This window comes from Limosilactobacillus vaginalis (assembly GCF_025311515.1).
In the GTDB taxonomy this organism is placed as follows: Bacteria; Bacillota; Bacilli; order Lactobacillales; family Lactobacillaceae; genus Limosilactobacillus; species Limosilactobacillus vaginalis.
In genome coordinates this window covers 1,046,464-1,066,621 of sequence record NZ_CP104399.1, presented here as the reverse complement: position 1 = coordinate 1,066,621, position 20,158 = coordinate 1,046,464, and the positions used below count along the sequence as shown (strand labels likewise).

General features: G+C 40.1%; 18 protein-coding genes, 1 other RNA gene and 1 pseudogene. 14 read left to right on the top strand and 6 right to left on the bottom strand.

Annotated elements, in window-relative coordinates:
• Positions 1-2 precede the first annotated feature (2 nt).
• The 3 genes from N4627_RS05220 to N4627_RS05210 are packed head-to-tail and all read left to right on the top strand — an operon-like array spanning position 3 to position 2,102.
• A complete protein-coding gene (locus N4627_RS05220) occupies positions 3-794 on the top strand; it encodes a DUF1828 domain-containing protein (protein ID WP_260964034.1) in 792 nt (263 codons plus the stop codon).
• Between the two features lie 27 nt (positions 795-821).
• Complete coding sequence (gene rfbD, locus N4627_RS05215; protein ID WP_003717181.1) at positions 822-1,673, top strand: dTDP-4-dehydrorhamnose reductase; 852 nt, start codon at positions 822-824, stop codon at positions 1,671-1,673.
• Between the two features lie 33 nt (positions 1,674-1,706).
• Entirely contained in the window at positions 1,707-2,102 is a 396-nt protein-coding gene (locus N4627_RS05210; protein WP_240411236.1) for a type II toxin-antitoxin system HicB family antitoxin, read from the top strand.
• A 46-nt stretch (positions 2,103-2,148) separates the two neighbouring features.
• Here the strand turns inward: N4627_RS05210 and N4627_RS05205 are convergent, their stop codons facing one another.
• Positions 2,149-2,796: a sunset domain-containing protein gene (locus tag N4627_RS05205; protein ID WP_240411235.1), complete on the bottom strand. Its 648-nt coding sequence runs from the start codon at positions 2,794-2,796 to the stop codon at positions 2,149-2,151.
• 187 nt (positions 2,797-2,983) lie between these two features.
• Between N4627_RS05205 and N4627_RS05200 the strand changes: the two genes are divergently transcribed.
• The gene (locus tag N4627_RS05200; RefSeq protein WP_225415989.1) at positions 2,984-4,201 is read left to right on the top strand and encodes an oxidoreductase; all 1,218 of its coding nucleotides are present in this window, start codon (positions 2,984-2,986) and stop codon (positions 4,199-4,201) included.
• A gap of 48 nt (positions 4,202-4,249) precedes the next feature.
• Here the strand turns inward: N4627_RS05200 and N4627_RS05195 are convergent, their stop codons facing one another.
• From N4627_RS05195 to N4627_RS05185, 3 genes are all read right to left on the bottom strand, one after another.
• Positions 4,250-5,152 (bottom strand): LysR family transcriptional regulator, encoded by a 903-nt coding sequence (locus N4627_RS05195; protein WP_260964024.1) that lies wholly within the window; start codon positions 5,150-5,152, stop codon positions 4,250-4,252.
• Between the two features lie 12 nt (positions 5,153-5,164).
• Positions 5,165-6,013, bottom strand: coding sequence for a transporter substrate-binding domain-containing protein (locus tag N4627_RS05190; RefSeq protein ID WP_003717175.1), 849 nt, complete (start codon positions 6,011-6,013; stop codon positions 5,165-5,167).
• A gap of 128 nt (positions 6,014-6,141) precedes the next feature.
• A complete protein-coding gene (locus N4627_RS05185) occupies positions 6,142-6,819 on the bottom strand; it encodes an amino acid ABC transporter permease (protein ID WP_260964021.1) in 678 nt (225 codons plus the stop codon).
• Positions 6,820-6,948: 129 nt separating this feature from the next.
• Between N4627_RS05185 and N4627_RS05180 the strand changes: the two genes are divergently transcribed.
• The 3 genes and pseudogenes from N4627_RS05180 to N4627_RS05170 all read left to right on the top strand — a co-directional run bounded on the left by N4627_RS05180 (position 6,949) and on the right by N4627_RS05170 (position 10,312).
• Positions 6,949-8,436, top strand: coding sequence for an amidase (locus tag N4627_RS05180; protein ID WP_098045269.1), 1,488 nt, complete (start codon positions 6,949-6,951; stop codon positions 8,434-8,436).
• 42 nt (positions 8,437-8,478) lie between these two features.
• A pseudogene (locus N4627_RS05175) lies at positions 8,479-9,395 on the top strand (GH25 family lysozyme).
• A gap of 173 nt (positions 9,396-9,568) precedes the next feature.
• Entirely contained in the window at positions 9,569-10,312 is a 744-nt protein-coding gene (locus tag N4627_RS05170) for an SDR family NAD(P)-dependent oxidoreductase (protein WP_260964019.1), read from the top strand.
• Positions 10,313-10,375: 63 nt separating this feature from the next.
• Here N4627_RS05170 and N4627_RS05165 read toward each other — a convergent pair whose 3' ends face one another.
• Together N4627_RS05165 and recU are read right to left on the bottom strand one after the other, a co-directional pair.
• Positions 10,376-12,631, bottom strand: a complete 2,256-nt coding sequence (locus N4627_RS05165) for a penicillin-binding protein (protein ID WP_260964017.1) — start codon at positions 12,629-12,631, stop codon at positions 10,376-10,378.
• A gap of 12 nt (positions 12,632-12,643) precedes the next feature.
• A complete protein-coding gene (gene recU, locus N4627_RS05160) occupies positions 12,644-13,255 on the bottom strand; it encodes a Holliday junction resolvase RecU (RefSeq protein WP_040531299.1) in 612 nt (203 codons plus the stop codon).
• Between the two features lie 344 nt (positions 13,256-13,599).
• On the opposite strand from recU, the gene N4627_RS05155 reads away from it, so the two are divergent.
• The 7 genes from N4627_RS05155 (at position 13,600) to N4627_RS05125 (ending at position 20,157) form a co-directional block, all read left to right on the top strand.
• Entirely contained in the window at positions 13,600-14,181 is a 582-nt protein-coding gene (locus tag N4627_RS05155) for a DUF1273 domain-containing protein (RefSeq protein WP_098045273.1), read from the top strand.
• Between the two features lie 97 nt (positions 14,182-14,278).
• Positions 14,279-14,641 carry a cell division regulator GpsB gene (gene gpsB, locus N4627_RS05150; RefSeq protein ID WP_191336754.1) on the top strand — a complete coding sequence of 121 codons (363 nt, stop codon included), beginning with the start codon at positions 14,279-14,281 and terminating at the stop codon, positions 14,639-14,641.
• Positions 14,642-14,655: 14 nt separating this feature from the next.
• Positions 14,656-15,030: RNase P RNA component class B (gene rnpB / locus N4627_RS05145), an RNA gene on the top strand.
• Positions 15,031-15,175: 145 nt separating this feature from the next.
• A complete protein-coding gene (locus N4627_RS05140; RefSeq protein WP_260964013.1) occupies positions 15,176-15,994 on the top strand; it encodes an aldo/keto reductase in 819 nt (272 codons plus the stop codon).
• Positions 15,995-16,335: 341 nt separating this feature from the next.
• Positions 16,336-18,429 (top strand): KxYKxGKxW signal peptide domain-containing protein, encoded by a 2,094-nt coding sequence (locus tag N4627_RS05135; RefSeq protein WP_260964011.1) that lies wholly within the window; start codon positions 16,336-16,338, stop codon positions 18,427-18,429.
• Between the two features lie 171 nt (positions 18,430-18,600).
• Complete coding sequence (locus N4627_RS05130) at positions 18,601-19,284, top strand: YveK family protein (protein ID WP_260964009.1); 684 nt, start codon at positions 18,601-18,603, stop codon at positions 19,282-19,284.
• A gap of 66 nt (positions 19,285-19,350) precedes the next feature.
• Complete coding sequence (locus N4627_RS05125; protein ID WP_098045291.1) at positions 19,351-20,157, top strand: glycosyltransferase; 807 nt, start codon at positions 19,351-19,353, stop codon at positions 20,155-20,157.
• Position 20,158: the final 1 nt, after the last annotated feature.

The following is a 20,158-nucleotide window of genomic DNA, read 5'->3' as shown; positions in this document are numbered from 1 at the left end:
ATTTGAGTAATGCTTCATTATTAGAAAATAATTATTATAAATGGTTAAAAGACGACCTAATATTCAAGAATATAGAAGATGGTTACGTATCAATTAGTACACCTTTTATTGATACTAATTTTGATAATATCAATTTATATGCTCGCTTTTTGTCGAAAGACAGGGTAGAAGTATCTGACTTTGGTTACACTATTGCAAATCTAGAAGATGTCGGCATCCATCTTGATCACCGTTCTAAAGTTGTTTGGCGGATTTATACAAATGCTTTGAATGATTTTGGTATTACTAGGGAAGATGAAGCCTTGTTAATTAGAACCTCGCTAGATAATTTTGCGGTAGCCAAAAATCGATTATTGCAAGCAATTATGCGAATTAATGATATTTCCTATTTAAGTAAGGGGAATGTTAAAGAAGCATTTAATGATGTTGTTGAAGACTTCTTATTGAAGCAGGAGGTTCTCTACACGCCCAACGTTGAAATTGCTAATGGTGACGGGATTTCATCTCATTTTGACTTTTCAATTCCTACTAAATCGGGGATAGAACGTTTAGTAAAAACATCTGCTCGACCTAATGATTTAAATTATGCTAAAGCGTTTAATTTTGACGTCAGAGTTACATCGCCGGTCCGAAGCAATGCAAAGTTTTACTACATATTAAATGACTTTACTCATAAAACTAAATTGAAAAAGCAAACCATCAACACCGCACTTGAGGGACTGGAGAATCAAATCGCTGAAGTTTCAGGATTTGATGAAATTATGAAAGATAATCAAGTGTTAGTAAATGAATAAAAATTATTATTTAGGGGGAGTTATTAAATGTCAAAAATCTTAATCACCGGCGCTCACGGTCAACTGGGTACCGAATTATGTCACTTGTTAGATGAAAAGAAAATTGCTTACGATGCTTGTGGTTCAAAAGAATTAGATATTACCGACCAAAACCAAGTTAAGGCTAAGTTTGCAGAATTAAAACCAGCAGTTGTTTTTCATTGTGCTGCTTATACCGCTGTTGACAAGGCAGAAGATGAAGCTAAGAATCTTAATTGGCAAGTCAATGAGGACGGAACCAAAAATGTTGCCACGGCTGCGCAATCAATTGGTGCAACGATGGTCTATATTAGTACTGACTATGTTTTTGACGGCACTAACGAAGGCGAGTACCAGGTCGATGCGTCAACAAATCCGAAAAATGAGTATGGTAAGGCTAAATTAACCGGTGAAGAAGCAGTTAAATCAATCATGGATCGGTATTACATTATTCGGACTTCCTGGGTCTTTGGTGAATACGGAAAGAACTTTGTCTACACGATGCTCCGTCTAGCCAAGACTCATGATCATTTAACAGTAGTTGATGATCAAGTTGGTCGACCTACATGGACGCGGACTCTGGCTGAATTTATGTTGTATGCGGTTGAACACCAAATTCCATATGGTACTTACCAATTGTCAAATGATGGTTCTTGTACTTGGTATGAATTTGCTCGAGAGATTTTAAAAAACGAAAAAGTTGAAGTTAGTCCCGTTACTTCAGCAGAATATCCACAAAAGGCTTATCGTCCTCGGCATTCAATCATGAGTTTGGATAAAGTCAAGGCAACTGGATTTGAAGTGCCAACGTGGCAAGAGGCGTTGGGAAGATTTATGGATGAGGTAAGTGAAGAAAAGTAAATAATCGTGAAGATGGCATATTAACTACTAATTATGAAAGAAAAAATTTTAATTTATCCAGTGATTCTAACAGAATGTAATGACGAGGCAGGTCACTATTATGGGATCTCTTCTCCCAATATTAAGGGGATGGTTACGGATGGTAAAACTATGCAGGAAGCTGTTCTTCATGCTGAGGATGCTATAGCAACGATGATTAGTGATATGGCGGACTATCCAGAAGTACAAGATCCAAGAAAGTGGAAGCTTGGTAAAGACGATTCAGTTATGTGGGTTACAGTAAATATGGCAAAGTGGCTTAACCAGTATGGTAAAACCGTGCGCCGGAATATTTCACTCCCAGAAGAATTAAATAACTGGGCGAAAGAGAATAATATCAACGTTTCTCAAGTTACAACAAATGCGCTAAGGGAAATGAAGGAAGCATAAGATGAGTAAAAAAGAAGTTAAGGATAACCCCTAACTTCTTTTTTACTCATCTTAATGATTTTCGGTAACCGGCGGCTTGTGCTTCAGCTTCAGAATTGAAGTAAACCGCATTGGCGGAATTCATATGATAACCTTGTTGATCTGGTGTATGGTAAATCTTTGAACGAGAATTGCCAACTATTAATCCGTTAGCTTCATCAGTCTTCATGTCTCCATTGTTTTCAATGGATGAACTTGATGATGATATTATGTTGTTTGGTTCCTCACTTGATGCGCTACTATCATCATTTTTGGGAACCGGTTTAACATAAGCAGTATTTTTTACTACAAAGACTTCTTTATTACTCAGACTTTCCTCAGTAGATTTAGCTGAGACAATAAATTTACATTTTTTAGTTGAGGTAGCTAGATTTATCTTTTTGGTAAAATTCCCATTATCATCAGGTTTAACCTTATAATGATGCTTATTACCATTATGTTTTTCGATAGTGATAACCGCATCTTTTTCAGCCTTACCTGTGAAAGTGACACTTCCGTCATTTTCCGAGTCAATTTTAATGCTTTGATTTGTCACTTGTGCATTATGACCATCTGGAATATTAACGGTAAGCTGCGTTCTACTAGCTAAAGTAGGTGTAACGAATAAACATAATCCAGCAAATACTCCGCTCAAAACCGCTATAAATCTTTTCATATAGAAATACTCCTCCTTGGTTATTTCTACGCTTGTCTATAACAGATTATCATATTTTAGGATAAATAATAAGGTGAATTTGAAAGTTCACTTTTCCTAAACCTCATGTTCCAAAACAACTAATTTCTTTCACTGATCTCTCGTGATACATTGAACATGTAGAAAGAAAATGAATGGAGGAACTATTATGAAACAATTAACTGACCACATTACATTTCGCCATGGCGCAACAATTAATAATCGTCTTGTTCAAGCGCCGATGCTAACCAATAGTGGTGATAACGAAGCCGTTTCCCAAGATACCCTGGATTATTATGGTGCTCGTTCACAATCTGCAGGAATGGTGATTGTTGAGTATACCTCGGTTCGGAAAAATGGGGGACCATCACGTAGCTGGGCAGATAACCGTGAGCAATTAGCAATTTATGATGATCGTTTTAAGCCAGGGATGACAAAAGTTGCTAAGGCATTAAAGAAGGATGGAAATAAAGCAATCTTACAACTAGTCCATTCAGGTCGGGAAGCAAATTATGCGCCTAAACTTGGGCGAACAGTTGAAGTTCCTAGTCAAATGGACTTCCCATGGATTGATTACCCGCTTCATGAATTGACTAGTGAAGAAGTAGAACAAGTGGTAAAGGACTTTGGAGCAGCGACCAAGCGAGCAATTGACTGTGGCTTTGATGGGGTTGAAATTCATGGCGCTAACCATTATTTAATTCAACAATTCTTCTCAGCATTTTCTAACCACCGGACAGATAAATGGGGTGGTAGTCTCGAAAAGCGAATGAACTTCCCATTAGCAGTTGTTAAAGAAGTGATGGATGTTGTAAAACAGTATGCGCCTAAAGATTTTATTGTTGGTTATCGAATTAGTCCAGAAGAGATTCACCAAACGGTTGGTTATACTTGGCATGAATCAACTCAATTAATTAAAGCAATCACTGATAATTATGATTTGGACTATATTCATCTTTCGCTTCCTCAATATAATGCTAAGCCACAAGATTCAAGCTCAACTTTTGCTGAACTATTCCGGCCAGCAATTGGTGATAAAGTAAAAGAAATTATTGTTGGTAATGTTATGTCAGAAAAGGATGCCCAAGACGCATTGAAATTAACTGACTTGGTAGCAATGGCACGGGCAACGTTAATCGACCCAGCAATTGGTTTAAAAATTGAAGAAGGACGCGGGGATGAGATTATTCGGAAAATTTCTCCTGAACAGGTAAAAAAGTCACATTTGACGCCAGGATTGATTAATCTCTTTTCTGATCCGCAGATGGAACCACATCTTCCAGGAAGAGAAACGATTTACTCACTTCATCAAACTGGTTCATTAAATAAAGATGTGCTGAAAAATGGCACTAGCTCATCTTTTAACCTCGATCATTTCGAAAAATAATCTAATAAAAGTTAAGGGACTAACCGATAACTTAATTGTAGTTACTAGTTAGTCCTTTTTTGTAAGTTCATTATTGATATTTTGTAATAGTAATTTAGTGAATTGGTCTAAATGAGTATCTGGATTAATGACCCAACCAAGAGAGAAGCGATCGTTAATGATATTACTGAGGTTGATTTTAGGAAGAGTAGTAAACCGTTTGTCTGTAGAATGTCTGGCTTGCCAATCACGTGCTAAGCATACAGCATCTAGTTGATTTATAACGGTATACATTGCCCAACTATCATCTAACCGAGCAATCGTTTCAAGTGGCCCACAAATAAATTGAAGATGTTCAAATAACTGATCATTGTAAGGGTCATTGAATAGAGCAAACTTTTGCTTAACTAAGTCTTGCTTGGTAATCTTCTCTAGCTTTAATAATGGATTCCTGTCACTGGTAATTAAACTGATATGGCCATCATGAACTTTAATGAAGTTAAGTCCATTTAGTTGCTCTTGGTGTTTGCTATCAATGGCAATAAAGCCAGCGTCTAATTCTTTATGGCGCACTTGCTCGATAATTTCTGAACTAGATTTACGCTTAATCACTAGGGTAGCATTTCCGTTATACAGTTTCAGAAATTCCGTTAACATTGGCTTTAGGAATGTATTCGCATAAGCTAATTTAATCGTATGGATGCTTTGAATTTTACCTAATCTGCCAGCTTGTTGGATTAAATTCATGTTAGCTGACATCATGCTTTTGATATATGGCAACAACTCTTGCCCTTTAGAAGTCAAAACCGTTCCCTGATGGCTACGCTTAAATAATTGGACTCCCAACTCAGATTCTAATTGAGAGATTGATTGGCTTAATCCCGACTTAGAAATATGAAGGAAATCCGCTGTTTCTTGAAGCGTTTGGTGGTTAGCAAGCTCAGTAACGTATAAAAGTTGCTCATAATTCATGAGGTGACCTCTCTAATCACCCTTATACTTACTCTGAATCGTAAAGTGGCGGTCGATGTGAACATGTGGCTTCTTAGTAACATCGGCACCGTAGTACTTCTTCGCAATTTTAGATAGCGTGCCGTTCTTCTTTAACTTAGCTAATTCATCGTTAAATTGCTTTTGCAGCTTTTGGTCATTCTTGTTAAAGACGATTCCTTCACCTTTACCGTCTTCGTTAGTGGTAAAGTACATCCCCTGCTTGATCTTAAGCCCGCTATTCGGTTGTGCTTTGAGGGCTAACTTTTGAAGATAGTAATCATTCATAATAAAGTCAGTCTTCCCACTGGCAACACCCTTCATGTAGACATCATTAGAAACGTTGTCGTAGTTGACTAACTTGGCGCCTAGTTGTTGTGCTAATCGTTGGTAGTTGGTTCCAGCTTCACCGGCAGACTTCTTTCCTTTAATGTCTTTCCAATTGTTGATTCCAGAGTTATCACTTTGCCGAACAATCAAACTATTGAAAGAGTGCTTGATTGGGGATGACATCAGATAATTCTTTTGGCGGGCAGGTGAAATGGCAAAGTCATCCGCTGCCATATCTGCTTTTCCGGTCTTGACCGCGGTTAACATCCCATCAACATCGTATTCCTTAAACTTGACCTTCTTATGGAGTCCCTTAGCAACCGCACGAATAACCTCAACATCATAACCAGTCAACTTCTTAGTCTTCGGATCATGATAGGAAGTGGGGTAGAGTGTTCCTGACGTAGCAACGGTCCAGGTATCTTTGTCTGCGGCACTCTTCTTTCCACAAGCAGACAACCCAATAATTGTTAAAACAACTACTGATAGAATGGTCAAAAATTTTTTCTTCATGTAGGAGACTTCTTCCTGTAATTTATTCTGATAGTGACGTGAAAACGCTTCAATTATATTCCGATTACTTAGATAATTCAATCAAATTTGCGTAACCGGTCCATAATGCTAAACATTATTAAGTATGATCATTCATTAACATAAAGTTGTAAATGATTTTCAACCCGTTGCTCGCCCCAACTAAGAACACAGCAAACAATCCAGTAGATAATGGCAATTTCAATATAAATGGTCATGTAATCCTGATTAACTCCAGCAACAACTTTTGCTTTCATGAACATTTCAGAAACGGTAATCATTGCTGCAAGAGAAGTGCTTTTAAACATGTCGAGTAGAACATTCCCCAGTGATGGGAGGACGATCCGAAATGCTTGGGGCAAAATAATGTAAGTCATCATAATTCGGTAAGACATTCCTAGGGCTTTAGCAGAATCGTACTGGGTTTGACTAACGCCCTTGAGAGCAGACCGGTAATACTCGGCGAGGAAGGCACTCGGGACAACAGTAAAAGAAAGAATTGCTGCGGGCAGGGCAGCCATGTTCAATCCAAAGTAAGTTAGGAAAAGCACGACCAGCATCGGAACACCACGGAAAAATGAAATATAGAAGCGAGCAATCCCGCTGAGAAAGCGGGATTTACTAATTCGCATCAGCATTATTAAAATACCAACAACGTTAGAAGTAACAAAACAAATTGCCAATAGGATAATTGATAAGGGTAAGCCACTAAGAATAGTTGGTAGTGACTGCCATGCTAGTGGCGCATCAAAAAAGCCGGGAATGTTAAAAAAGTGTTCCCAATTCAATCAAACCATCTCCAAATTAAGGTATTAGCTTAAAGTATATTATCTTGAAAACGCTTTTACAATGATTAATGGACGATTTATAATATAAATGCCTATTTGTAACTGTGATTATCAGAAAGAAGAAAATAGATGGATATTGATTCTTTATTAAGAAAACCAGCTTACCAATTAGCTGATTTAGTTAGATCTAAGAAAGTCAGTAGTTTTGAATTAGTAAGTGCTGCAATTGAAAAAGCCAAAGCGGAGAACCCGCAACTAAATGCAGTGATTCACCTGCGTGAGAAGTCGGCCTTAAATGAGGCTCGTCAATTAACTGATCACGGACAACCGTTTTTAGGGGTTCCCATTCTGATTAAGGGATTAGGACAACAGTTAGCGGGTGAACCGGATACTAACGGAAATAAGTTATTTCAAAATAATGTTGCCCAAGCGACTAATAACTTTGTTCAGGCCTTGCAACAAGCGGGTTTCATTATTATTGGCCAGACTAATTTCCCCGAGTTTGGTTGGAAGAATATCACTGACGCAAAGCTCTTTGGCCCGGCCCGGAATCCGTGGAATACTGCGGTTACTCCTGGCGGTTCTTCCGGTGGATCAGCGGCTGCAGTGGCTGCTGGCTGGGTTCCGTTGGCTGCTGGAAATGATGGTGGCGGTTCGATCCGGATTCCCTCTAGCTGGTCAGGGTTAATTGGGTTGAAGCCTACTCGTGGCCGTGTACCAACCGGACCGAGTGATTGGCGATCTTGGCAGGGAGCCTCGATTAACTTTGCTCTGACACGATCAGTTGAAGATTCTGCACGGTTATTAGATCAGTTACAAACTGTTCAATCAGCAGCTGTTTTTCAAGTACCAAAGTTTACCTCTGGATTTAGTCACGCTTTGCGGCAACCAATGAAAACCGTCGAAATTGGTTATACGGTTGAATCGCCGGTTGGTACTCCAGTTAGTGACGAAGCAAAGCAAGCGGTATTGGACGCGGTGACTTTTCTGAGTGATCAAGGATTTAAATGTACTGAATTTACTGATTCAGTTGATGGTAGAGCACTAATGAATAGTTATTACACGATGAATGCTGGTGAAACCGCGGCAATGTTTGATGGAATCGAACAGTATCTTGGGCGGCCGGCTAGCCGGGATGATATGGAATTATTGACGTATGCTCTTTGGAAAACCGGTGAAAATGTTTCGGCAGCCCAATACAGTGAAGCATTGAGTCAATGGGATCAAGCAAGCTATATTCATGATCAGCTACACGATCAGTATCCCTTATTCCTTACGCCAACGAATGCTCAACCAGCTCCCCGAATTGATCATGACTTAATTATGGCAACCGATCGTAAGCGGATGGAAAATATTACAGAACTATCACCGGAAGAACAGCGCCAGTTGATTTATGATCAATGGCTTCCAGCGTTGACTTATACACCATTTACCGAACAGGCGAATATGACCGGTGAACCGGCAATTAGCTTACCAACCCATGTTTGCGCTAATGGAACACCACTAGGAATACAGTTTATTGCCCGAAAAGGAAATGAAAGTTTACTTCTCCAAATGGCTAAATTTTTTGAAGACCATCATCAATTCAAAATGCTTCAGCCAACCCTTTTCTTATAAAAGGTATAATGAAGTTATCTAATAAGGAAGAAGTGAGGGTAGATGGCACTATATTTTACAGATGTTTTTTCCGGAAGTGCGGATTGGATAGTAACTGATCCCCATGCTCAGGGGACAATCGTGAAGGTCTCTCAGGGAACAGGCTATGTTAATCCCAAATATGAATATCAATATTCCCTAGCGAAAACTAACGGTCGTTTACTAGGACTTTATCATTATGCGGGTGGCAATGATCCGGTCGCGGAGGCAACATATTTCCTCAATCATATTCAGGGGAAGATTGGCGAAGCGGTTTTAGCAATTGATTGGGAACAATACCAGAATGCAGCCTGGGGTAATGTAAATTGGGTCCGAAGGTTTGTTGATGAGGTGCATCGGCAAACAAATGTCTGGCCACTAATCTATGTCCAAGAATCGGCAATTTGGCAGGTTGCTAACTGCGCTAATGATTGTGGCCTTTGGGTTGCTAAGTATCCATCAATGAACTGGCACTCTTGGCAGGTACCGGATATGCAGGTTAATACTGCACCATGGTCGGTATATACGTTATGGCAATTTGCGGGGGATGACGAGGATCGCTCGATTGCTACAGTGGATCGGGATGGTTGGCAGCGGTTAGCTAATCCTACTGGTCAGGTAAGTTCACAACCAGTAATCTCTGGAGATCCTTCCGGTAGCAGTATATCTAGTGACGAGACTTGGACTGATAATCTTGGTGATACTTGGCACCGTGAAGTTGGACGGTTCACGAGTAATCGGCCATTAACTTTGCGCTGGGGTGCTTTACGACCTCAACTGCAATTGCAGAGTTACCAGCAGGTTCAGTGATTGACTACGATGCCTGGTCATGTCATGATGGTGAGGTTTGGATCCGTCAACCACGTAGTAATGGTCAATATGGTTACTTGCCGTGTCGCAATGCCGTTACGAATGAAGCATACGGAACATTTAGTGAATAATGAAATTATGATGTCTCACAGTCGTTAGAAAGTTTGCTAATGATTATGAGGCATTTTCTGTATTAAATCAAGATAAAGAGTCCTTAAAGAGCTGATTATTTGCTCGATGTAAGCGCAATCTTTATAATTAAAGTTATAAAGATGCTCAGTATTTTGGAATGGAGGAAATGAATATGGGCAAATTAGATGGTAAAGTAGCAATCATTACTGGTGCATCACAGGGAATGGGTGCAAGCCATGCCCGGCTCTTTTTCCAGGATGGTGCTAAGGTTGTTATTACTGACATTAATGCTGAAAAGGGTGAAGCTTTAGCGAATGAACTTGACCCAACTGGTGAAAAGGCGTTGTTTGTTAAACAAGACGTTTCAAGTGAACAGGATTGGCAAAGGGTAGTCAAGGAAACGTTAGCTAAGTTTGGCAAGATTGATGTGTTAGTCAACAATACGGGGATTAGTATCACTAAGTCAATCTTTGATTATAGCGTTGATGATTATTTGAAGATTGTTAAAATTAATCAACTTTCAACCTTTATTGGAATTAAGTACGTTGGCGAAGTAATGAAGAACCAGAAATCGGGAAGTATCGTTAACATTTCATCAATTGATGGCTTAGTTGGCGGTGCAATCGGTTATACTGACACTAAATTTGCTGTTCGGGGGATGACCAAAGCTGCCGCCCTTGAATTAGCACCGTATAACATTCGTGTCAACTCAGTTCATCCTGGAGTTGTTGAAACACCAATGATTAAGCAAAATGATAATAGTGATGAGGTTAAGGCATTCGCAAAGACAATCCCGTTGCAGCGGATCGCTAAACCTGAGGATGTTTCGCAAATGGTTGCCTTTCTTGCCTCAGATGAAGCTGATTATTCTACCGGCTCTGAGTTTATTGTTGATGGCGGGTTAACGGCAAAGTAAAAAGGAATACCTGACGTCTGGCAGACAAACGTTAGGTATTCCTTTAGCTTTTTATGCTAATAATTATTGACCATTGCCAGCGTTAGGAGCTGGTGGTGTTGGACTAGTGGATGAGGCAGAACTTGCACTGCTACTTTGCGTAGTTGAAGATGAATTGCTTTCATTCTTTGAGCCACCATTTAAGATACTTTCAATGGAACGACTTTCAGAAATTGATTCACTCCGACTACCGGAAGAAGAACTGGAACTCGAATTAGAACCAGAGTGTGATGATTCATTGTCGTCATCACCGCCATCCCAAGCACCATACATTAAGGCCCACTTGGAATCTTTGATTACGAGTTGGCGTTTACCATTTACCCGAACAGCTTCAACAGTATCAGGCATCTTCCAGTTAGAAGCGTGGTTTTGTTCGTCGAGGTACTGCATGATGCTCTTGTAAAGGAGGACCGCAGTTCGTTCATATTGACTAGAAATTGCACCACCATTCATTGGGTGATCAAAACCAGTCCAAATTCCGATTGAGTAGTTCTTGGTGTAACCAGCCATCCAGGAATCCATTACTCCTGATTGGTTCCGGTTAGGGAAGTCGGTTGTCCCGGTCTTCCCAGCTTGGTGAACACCGCTTAAGTAAGCAGAAGTCCCGGTAGAAGCAGAGTTAGTGAAGACGCCTTTTAACATATCAGTCATCATGTATGCAGTTGCCTTGCTCATTGCTCGCTTACCGTGAGGAGAATAAGTCTTAGTCTTACCATCCATGGTAGTAATTGAACTAATGTAGTATGGCTTGTAGTACGTCCCACCGTTAGCGAAGGCTGCATAGGCGGCTGACATTTGAAGTGGGGAGATGTAGAGGGCAATCCCGTTTTGGAGGGTATAAGAATCCTTTTGTGAAATTCCTAAGCCACCCAAGAAGGTTGTTGCTCGTTTAATCCCAACTTCTTGCAATGTCCGGATAGCAGGAACGTTTCGTGATTCTACCAGTGCGGAACGCATCGTCATGTTCCCCTTGTACTTGTTATCAAAGTCGTGAAGAACCTTATTTGTTCCTGGCCAGTAGAACTTCGTATCGGAAACGGTCTTGAAGGTTGGCCATTGAAGATATTCAATCGCTGGACCGTAATCCATTAGTGGCTTAGCAGTAGAACCAGAACTCCGGTTTTCCTGAACGGCCCGGTTAAGACCATAAATGACATTAGAATGCCGACCACCAAGCATGGCGATTACTTGACCGTTATGCGGATCGGTAACCGCTGCACCAGCTTGCATTTGGTCGCTTTGGAAAGATACTTCGCTATTAGCAGCGTTGTAGAGCTTCTTTTGAGCGCCAAGATCCATGTTAGTGTGGACTAGCAAGCCGTCAGTGTTTGGATTGTATCCTTCTGCTTGCAATTGGGCAAGAACTTCCTTGACGTATGGATCAACGATCTTTTCCTTAACGTTAGTCTCGCTTGATTCAACGTCACCATGATCGGGGTCAAGGCCATCAGTAACACTTTCACTAGCAGCACTTTGAGCAGCTGACTTAGTGATGTAGCCAGCCCGAACCATTGCGTTCAAAACTTCATTCCGCCGTGCTGTCGCGTACTTAGTATTTGAAGCTAGCGGGTTGTAGTTGGTTGGTGATTGGGGCATTCCGGCAAGCAATGCTAATTGAGAAAGGTCCAAGTCTTTCAACTCTTTACCATAGTAGTATTGAGCGGCGGTTCGCATTCCGTAGACTCCATTACCCATGTAAACCTTGTTGATGTAATACTTAAGAATTTGATCCTTACTGAAGTGCCGTTCAACGTTTAGGGCTAACCAGGCTTCCTGGGCTTTCCGCTTAAATGTCCGGTCAGATTGAGCAGTTGAGAAGACTGATAATTTAACCAGTTGTTGGGTTAAGGTACTCCCACCTTGCATTCCGTCTGAACGACCAATCACATTATTGATCGCTGCACCGAAGATTCGCCGAACATCAACTCCGTGGTGCTTATAGAAGCGCCGGTCTTCGATTGCGACTACTGCGTGCTTCAAAGTGTCAGGAATTTGCGAATCCTTAGCATAATCACGTTTTTGGGCACCAAGACGAGAAATCACCTTATTATTAGCATCATAGATAATCGTTGTGTTCTGACTTGATAGTTCCCGTTGACTAATCTTCGGGGCGCTTGAAGCGTAGTAGAAAAATAGTGCACATCCAGCCACAAACAAGAGGACAATCGCCCCTGCTATCCAGAGGAGGATGCGCTTTAATAATGGCTTCTTTCCGCCATCATCGTAACTACCATCGGCACGATACTGAACTTCGCGTCGTGGTTCATCGTTATTCGACATGATATTCTCCTTTTACTTTGTATTAGCAATAATTCGGTCGACCGCTTCCAAGTATGGAAGACGTGGATTGAGCCGGTAACCAATTTGATAGCCGCACTTCTCAATTGAAGCAAGCGGAATTGATTTCCGACCACCGGATTGCTGATCCCAGAATTCAAACAGGTTGGTAGCTGGTAGTAAATAAATAAGATCTAGTTCGGTAAATTTGATAAATGCAAAACAGATCCCACCCTGTTTGATACATTCACGCATGTGGCGAATTTGGTGGGGATGAAAATTCTTTAACGGGAACGATCGCTTATTCCGCGTTTCCTTCGCGTCAAAGTCAATATAGTAGCCCTTGTAGACACCGTTATAGTCGGTCGTTGATGGTCGACGAAAGTATGCTTCCTTAATAACAGCAGCACTCCGCTTCGGGTAATCAACCTTTACTAGCTGGATTGGCGTTGGCTTCTTATGAATCACAGCAATGTGGTTTGCTAAATAATACTGGTTGCTATGATTAATTTCATCTTCCAGTGACATTCCCCGTTTTGCGTAAATTGATTGATGGGGGGTCGGCAAATCTCGTTGCGGATTATATTCCCGCTTCGGCTGCTGACCATTGGGATAGTGAATATTCACCATTGATCACTCTCCTAACTAGAAGTATTATACCAGAGATACATCAAGATGATTGATACAGAATGATTAAATTTAGAGTGCGAGCCAGCAAAGTGTCTTCGTCCCAAAGAGTTTCCGGAAAGCTAGCAATTTCTCCTGACGAAGGCGACTTGCGCCTAGGAAGGAGGTTGCTAGCTCTAGGAAACTTGGGCGAAGCACGTTTCGACTATGTTGCCTAGAACGCTAGGCGGAAGTTGCGGTCACATCAAACACGTTTCGACTATGTTGCAGTAGGAAAGTTCCTAGCGAACACTTCCTCTAAAAATAACTTTACCTACATAATAGTAGAAAAAGGTGGCGATTAAATGCGTCGATTATGGATCACGGGTTATCGTAGCTACGAATTAAATGTCTTTAAGGATGATGATCCAAAGGCTGCTGTGATTAAAGATGTCCTTTCTCGTGAACTAAAAGCACGACTAGAAGAGAGTGATGAAGAATTTTGGTTGATTACTGGTCCTCAGTTGGGAACTGAGCAATGGTCAATTGAGGTAGCGTTGAAACTAAAGGATGATTATCCGCAGTTGAAGGTTTCAATGATGATGCCCTTTACCGAGTTTGGCCAACAATGGAACGAGAATAATCAGGCTAAATTAGCTAACCTTCAATCAGCTGTTGATTTCAGTGCGAGTGTCAGCGATCATCCATATCAGTCACCGCAACAGCTTCGTGCCTTTCAGCAGTTCATGTTAACTCATACCGATGAGGCGCTCTTACTTTACGATCCAGACCATGAAGGAAAGGAAAAGTATGGTTACCAGGCAATTCAAAAGTATCAAGCTAACCATGATTATTCTTATCGCTTAATCGACTTTGATGAACTTCAGGAAGCAGCCATTGAATGGCAAGAACGTCAACGGGAAGCGGGAGAAGCAGATAAATTCTAGGTTTTCGTGAATATCGGACAAAATTGCTTGAATTTGCGGGATGAGTTAGGTATGATAATTAATGTACTTTTGAAGTTTAGCAATTGAGGTGTATAAATTGGATAACATTAAATTTACTCCACAAGATATTTTGCATAAGCAATTTAAAGAACGGAACATCGGAAAAGGCTACGATGAAGCTGATGTTGATTCCTTCTTGGACGATGTTATCAAAGATTATGACACCTTTAACAAGGAAGTTGATCGTTTAAATAGTGAAAATGAACGACTTCGTGCTAAGGTTGATGAACTTAACCGTCAAGTTGAAGTTGGTTCATCAATGAATAATGGAGCTGCTTCTCAACCAGTTTCTAACGCTACTAACATGGATATCCTGAAGCGGTTATCTAATTTGGAACGGCGTGTCTTTGGTTCTCAAATGGGAGCTAACGGTCAAGAGAACGACTCACACTTACTTTAATAATTTCAGATGCAAGTCTTGGGTAATTGAGCATAACTGATGTTATGTTAGGAAGGTCCATGCTCGCACAGACTGCGATGTCTGTAGTGTTTGTGCTCGCTGAAAAAATAAGGCGGGGTACCGATTTAATCGGTAACGGCGGAAGAAACGACTACGGTTTTACTATGTCCGAGTATTCCTGAAAAGTGCCACAGTGACGATACAATAAGGGAAACTTTATTGGTGGAACGCGGTAAACCCCTCAAGCGGTAAACCCAAACTACGGTAGGGGAGCTTTGGATAACGAATTGAAGTGATTCCAGGGGAGAGCTTAATGCTCTGAGATAGATGATTACCTCGGTATAACTTTTACCTGATAGTTATACTACGACAAAACATGGCCTACAGATTCTTGCATTCAGGTGGTCCGGGTTCGCCCGGGCTTTTTTATTTTTAAATTCTGCGTTAACAATAAGCAGATATTTACTTTAACTAATATTCAAAATAACAATCTCAATAAAGAAATAATATAATATAGGTGAGGAGATGACCTAAATGAAAACAGTAAAACTTAATAATGGCCTCGAAATGCCAATGATTGGTTTTGGGACATATCAAATTACTCCTAACACAACCTTATTAAATGTTGCTAAGGCACTTCGCCTGGGTTACAGGATGATTGACACAGCACAGTATTATGGTAATGAAGAGGGTGTTCGCGAAGCAATCAAAGAAAGCGGCCTTGATCGTGAGAAGCTTTTTGTAACAACTAAGGTCCAAACAAGTGGCTATGCAGAAACTAAAAAAGGATTAGATAATTCATTGCTCGACTTCAACCAGGATTACTTTGATCTTGTGTTAATCCACTGGCCGATGGGGAATGACCTAGAAACATACCGAGCATTAGAAGATGCATATCAGGAAGGCAAGATCCGTGCAATTGGCTTAAGCAACTTCAATGAACCACAAGTCCAAGAGATTGTTGATCATTCATCAATCAAACCAGTTGTCGACCAAATTGAGACTCATATTCTTTGGCAGCAACAGCGGATGCATAATTATTTAACCGCAAATAACATTGTTCATGAATCATATGCACCTCTAGGAGAAGCAAACCCTGGCTTTTTAGATATTCCTGTTTTGAAGGAAATCGGGGACAAGTATCAGAAGACACCAGCCCAAGTTACCTTACGCTACTTAAATCAATGTGGAATTGTTGTAATTCCTAAATCGTTAAATACTAAACATATGGAAGAAAATATTGATATTTTTGATTTTGAACTTAACGGTGAAGAAATGGCAAAGCTCCGTGACCTTGATGCTAAAAAGTCAATTGATGGCTGGCTAGCTGCAATGCAAGAAAATAATTACTAAAAAAATTTCACTAATAGATGGATAAGCGAAATGGTGATTTTGAAAGTGTGGGGGGCAAAAGAGCTCTTCTAATTGATCAACTAAGAATCCTTTAAGGACAAGGATTAATGCGTAAAAATCACTATTTTTAACTTATCACTACAAAAAAGGCTTCAACTCACTTAATGGACAATTTCTTATAAATATGTGAATTGCTTTATCGTTTTGTTACGAAAACGAGAAGAATTTGTTAAAAATAGTTGAAATTTTGTCACAAGTCTAATATAGTAATGATGATTCAAAGTAATTATTGGATCCAATTAGTACTTTTTATATGTTTATTCAAAGGGAGGATTATTATTATGGAAAACCGTAATAATGCTTTACATTACAAGATGTACAAGTCTGGTAAGAGCATCGTTTATTCTGGACTTGCTACTACTGCCGCTTTGGCAGGTTTAGTATTAGCTAATACTAATGCTACTGCTGTTCACGCTGCTACTGCTCCAGCTACTGAACAAACTGCTACTACTTCTTCAGCTGCTTCTACTGCTACTAGTGCAACTTCAGCTGAAATTGCTGCTGCTCAAGCAAACGTTAATGCTAAGAGTACTGCTTTAAGTGATGCTACTGCTGCTACCAGCACTGCTCAATCAAACTTTGATGCAGCTGCAAAGACCAACTCTGGTGTAGCAGTTGTTGCTCAAGACAAGGTTGCTGTTTCTGATGCACAAGATAACTTAAGCAATGCTGTTAAGGCTGACCAAAAGGCTCGCTTAGACCGTACTGCTGCTCAACAAGCTTACAATGAAGCAAGTGATAACGCTGCTAACGCTGGTGTTACTGCTTCAGCCGTTGCTGCTAAGAGCGCACTTGCTGCTTCTCAATCAGACAACGCTGCTTCTGCTTCAGCACAATTAGCTTCTGCTACTTCAGCTGTTGCTTCTACTTTGGCAACTGTTCAAAACATTAAGGATCAAATCAACGCTCAAAGTGATCGGATTCAAAATGTTTACGACAAGTTCCTTCAAGCTGGTGGTACTGACGCTATGATCGAAGGTACTCAAAAGGTTCCTGCAAGTCTTCAAGGTCAACTTAATGTTTACAAGCAACTTTGGGCTGGTATGGACAGTTTGAATGCTTCACTTGCTGATGCTAACAAGGCTCACAGTGCTGCATTAACTGATAAGGGTACTTACCAAAAGCAATTCAACTTCTACCGTCTTGATGCTAAGGGCTTAGCTGAACAAGCTGCCCAAGGTCAAAAGATGCTTGATAAGGTAGCTGCTGCTAAGGCTGCATTAAACGCTGCTATCTTGAATGTTGAAACCGCTGCTACTAACCGTGCTAATGCTAATGCTGCTCTTAAGAGTGCATGGAGCAAGCTTGACAACGATCGTGTAACATACGGTGTTCCTACTCAAACTGATGTTGCTAATGCTGAATCTGAAGCAAATGCTGCTTCAGACGCAGCAGCAGCTGCATTGGCTAAGACTCACCAAAATGTTGCTGGCCCACGTTACTACGCTGCATCTGACTCAGTTGTAAACAACCAAAAGGCTCTTAACAGTGCTAGTGCTGCTCGTCCAGCTGCTGTTACTGCTGTAAGTGATGCTGAAGCTCAACTTAAGAGTGCTAATGCTGCATTAGCTTCTGCAACTGCAGGTACTGCTGAATACGCTACTGCTAAGAAGCAAGTTGCTGAAGCTCAACAAGCTCTTGATGATGCTCAAGGTACTCTTGGTAACCTTGACGCAGTAATTGCTCATGCAAATGATGAAATTGCTAAGTCACAAAAGGTTATGGCAGCTCAACTTGCTCTTAACAACGGTCGTCTTCAAACCTTATTAGATGAGTACAATGCCGCTGCTGCTAAGGCAACTGCTGCTCAAAAGAACTACGAAACTGTTAAGGCTAACTATGACAACGCTCAAAAGCCATTAGCTTCAATGGATGCTGCTGCTAATGCTTTAGCTGCTGCTAAGGCTAACCAAGCTGCTGCTCAAAAGGCTTACGATCAAGCTGTTAAGACTCTTAACGACTTAACTAACGGCAACAACAATGGTGGCAACACTGATAACAACGGTGGTAACAACAATGGTGGAAGCACCGATAACAACGGTGGCAACAACAATGGTGGAAGCACTGATAACAACGGTGGTAACACTAACAGCGGTAATGGTTCTGCTAACACCAACAACGGTAATGGTTCCGCTACTGTAAACGGTAACCATGGTACTGCCGTTTCTGGTAATGGTGTTGCCGCTGCTAACAAGGCTGTAGCTTCACTTGCTGCTACTAAGGCATCAGTTAAGGGTGCTAGTGCTGCTGCTACTGCTAACGATTCCAAGTCATTGCCACAAACTGGTAACGAAAATGCTTCAGCTGTTGTAGCATTGGGTGCTGTTTCTGCAATGTTTGGTCTTGGCCTTGCTGCTAAGAAGCGTGAATTCTAATTACCTCCTTTTAGAAGATAACTAGAACTAACTTTATTTGTTCGTACTAATAAATAAAGGATTCCGTAATTGGGATCCTTTTTCTTTTAGGATAAATAATGTAAGCCATTGATTTAGTATCTGACTAGTATGTGCTTACCTTAATTTTTATAGAGAAAGGTGCTGTCTTTTTTGCAAAAGAAGATAGAAGGAAAGTTGGATTTAAGAAAAACAGTTTTGTTATGTCGTAATCATATTTTACTTTTAATATGCTTAACGATTTTTGCAGGAATGGTGGGCTTTTCTGTGGCTAAGTATGCTTTAATTCCTAAATATACTTCTAATACGCAAATTTTAGTCCATCAGAAAAAATCAAATTCAAACGATAATAACAGTAATAGCCAACAAGCATATACAAATCAACAAGCTGATGTACAAATGATTAATACATATAAAGATTTAATCGTGAGTCGTGCAGTCTTAAGTAAGGTTGTATCTGAGATTAATAGTAGCCAGAACAGCGAATTAACGGTTGGTCATTTACAAAAAGAAGTCTCTATTACAAATAAACAGAATTCACAAATTTTTACTGTGTCCGTAACTGATTCAAGTCCTAAACAATCAGCATTAGTTGCGAACTTGTTAACTAAAACTTTTATCAAGCAATCTAAAAAGTTAATGAACGCTAATAATATTACTGTTGTTTCAAAAGCTGTAGAACCAGATCAGCCATCCTTTCCTAATATTAAAACGTATACCATTGCGGGAGCAATTTTAGGATTATTTTTAGGCTTTATATACATTGTCTTTGGTTACTGGCTGAGAGAAACAAACTCTAATAAGGATTCAACAGTAGGAAAACACGTTATTAGATAACCATGAAGAATTAATGTGGGTGAAATACTTGTGAAAATAGTAAATAAGATTCCTTTTTCTGTATTGATGTCGGTATACAAAAAAGAATGTCCTGAATATTTAGACCAATCAATAAGCAGTATTGAAGCGCAAACTCTAACACCTAATGAGATTATTTTAGTAAAAGATGGCCCAATAGGCAGTGAGCTGTCAAAAATCATTGAGAAGCATTCAAAGAAATTTGATGGGCAATTTAAAATAATTAGTTTGCCAGTTAATCAAGGCCTGGGAGAAGCACTCCGTCAGGGTACAAAGTATGTTACAACTGACTGGATTATGCGGATGGATACTGATGATATCTGCGTAGATAACCGGTTTGAACTTCAACTGAACGTAATTAAGCATGATCCTGATATTGCAGTGGTTGGTGGTCAGATTGACGAATTTAAGAATAGCCCTGATAACATTATTGGCTTTCGCAAAGTACCAGAAACAACAAGACAAATCAAAAAGTATTTAAAGTGGCGATGCCCATTTAATCATCCAACAGTACTAATTAATAAAAATAAATTAATTGCTGCGGGTGGATATCAAAAATTTGGAACATTTGAAGATTATTATTTGTGGTGTCGAATGATCGCAAAAGGATACCTTGTGAAGAATCTTTCTAATGTTTTGGTTCATATGCGGGTTGACGATAGTTTATATCAACGTCGAGGTGATCTCGGTAATATTAAGTATGTTTTTAAATTACAGGCTTATATGTATCGACATCATTTAGCTAATCCTATTAGTTGCTTGTTAGGATTGAACATTAAAATATTCAATATTTTAGTTTCGGGAAGAACAAGAAAATTAATCTATCGAAAAGTTATCCATAAACGGGAGTACTAAT

Coding starts and splice junctions, on each gene's coding strand:
- rfbD (WP_003717181.1), top strand. CDS start 822: ATGTCAAAAATCTTAATCACCGGCGCTCACGGTCAACTGGGTACCGAA.
- N4627_RS05210 (WP_240411236.1), top strand. CDS start 1,707: ATGAAAGAAAAAATTTTAATTTATCCAGTGATTCTAACAGAATGTAAT.
- N4627_RS05205 (WP_240411235.1), bottom strand. CDS start 2,796: ATGAAAAGATTTATAGCGGTTTTGAGCGGAGTATTTGCTGGATTATGT.
- N4627_RS05200 (WP_225415989.1), top strand. CDS start 2,984: ATGAAACAATTAACTGACCACATTACATTTCGCCATGGCGCAACAATT.
- N4627_RS05195 (WP_260964024.1), bottom strand. CDS start 5,152: ATGAATTATGAGCAACTTTTATACGTTACTGAGCTTGCTAACCACCAA.
- N4627_RS05190 (WP_003717175.1), bottom strand. CDS start 6,013: ATGAAGAAAAAATTTTTGACCATTCTATCAGTAGTTGTTTTAACAATT.
- N4627_RS05180 (WP_098045269.1), top strand. CDS start 6,949: ATGGATATTGATTCTTTATTAAGAAAACCAGCTTACCAATTAGCTGAT.
- N4627_RS05170 (WP_260964019.1), top strand. CDS start 9,569: ATGGGCAAATTAGATGGTAAAGTAGCAATCATTACTGGTGCATCACAG.
- N4627_RS05165 (WP_260964017.1), bottom strand. CDS start 12,631: ATGTCGAATAACGATGAACCACGACGCGAAGTTCAGTATCGTGCCGAT.
- N4627_RS05155 (WP_098045273.1), top strand. CDS start 13,600: ATGCGTCGATTATGGATCACGGGTTATCGTAGCTACGAATTAAATGTC.
- N4627_RS05140 (WP_260964013.1), top strand. CDS start 15,176: ATGAAAACAGTAAAACTTAATAATGGCCTCGAAATGCCAATGATTGGT.
- N4627_RS05135 (WP_260964011.1), top strand. CDS start 16,336: ATGGAAAACCGTAATAATGCTTTACATTACAAGATGTACAAGTCTGGT.
- N4627_RS05125 (WP_098045291.1), top strand. CDS start 19,351: ATGTCGGTATACAAAAAAGAATGTCCTGAATATTTAGACCAATCAATA.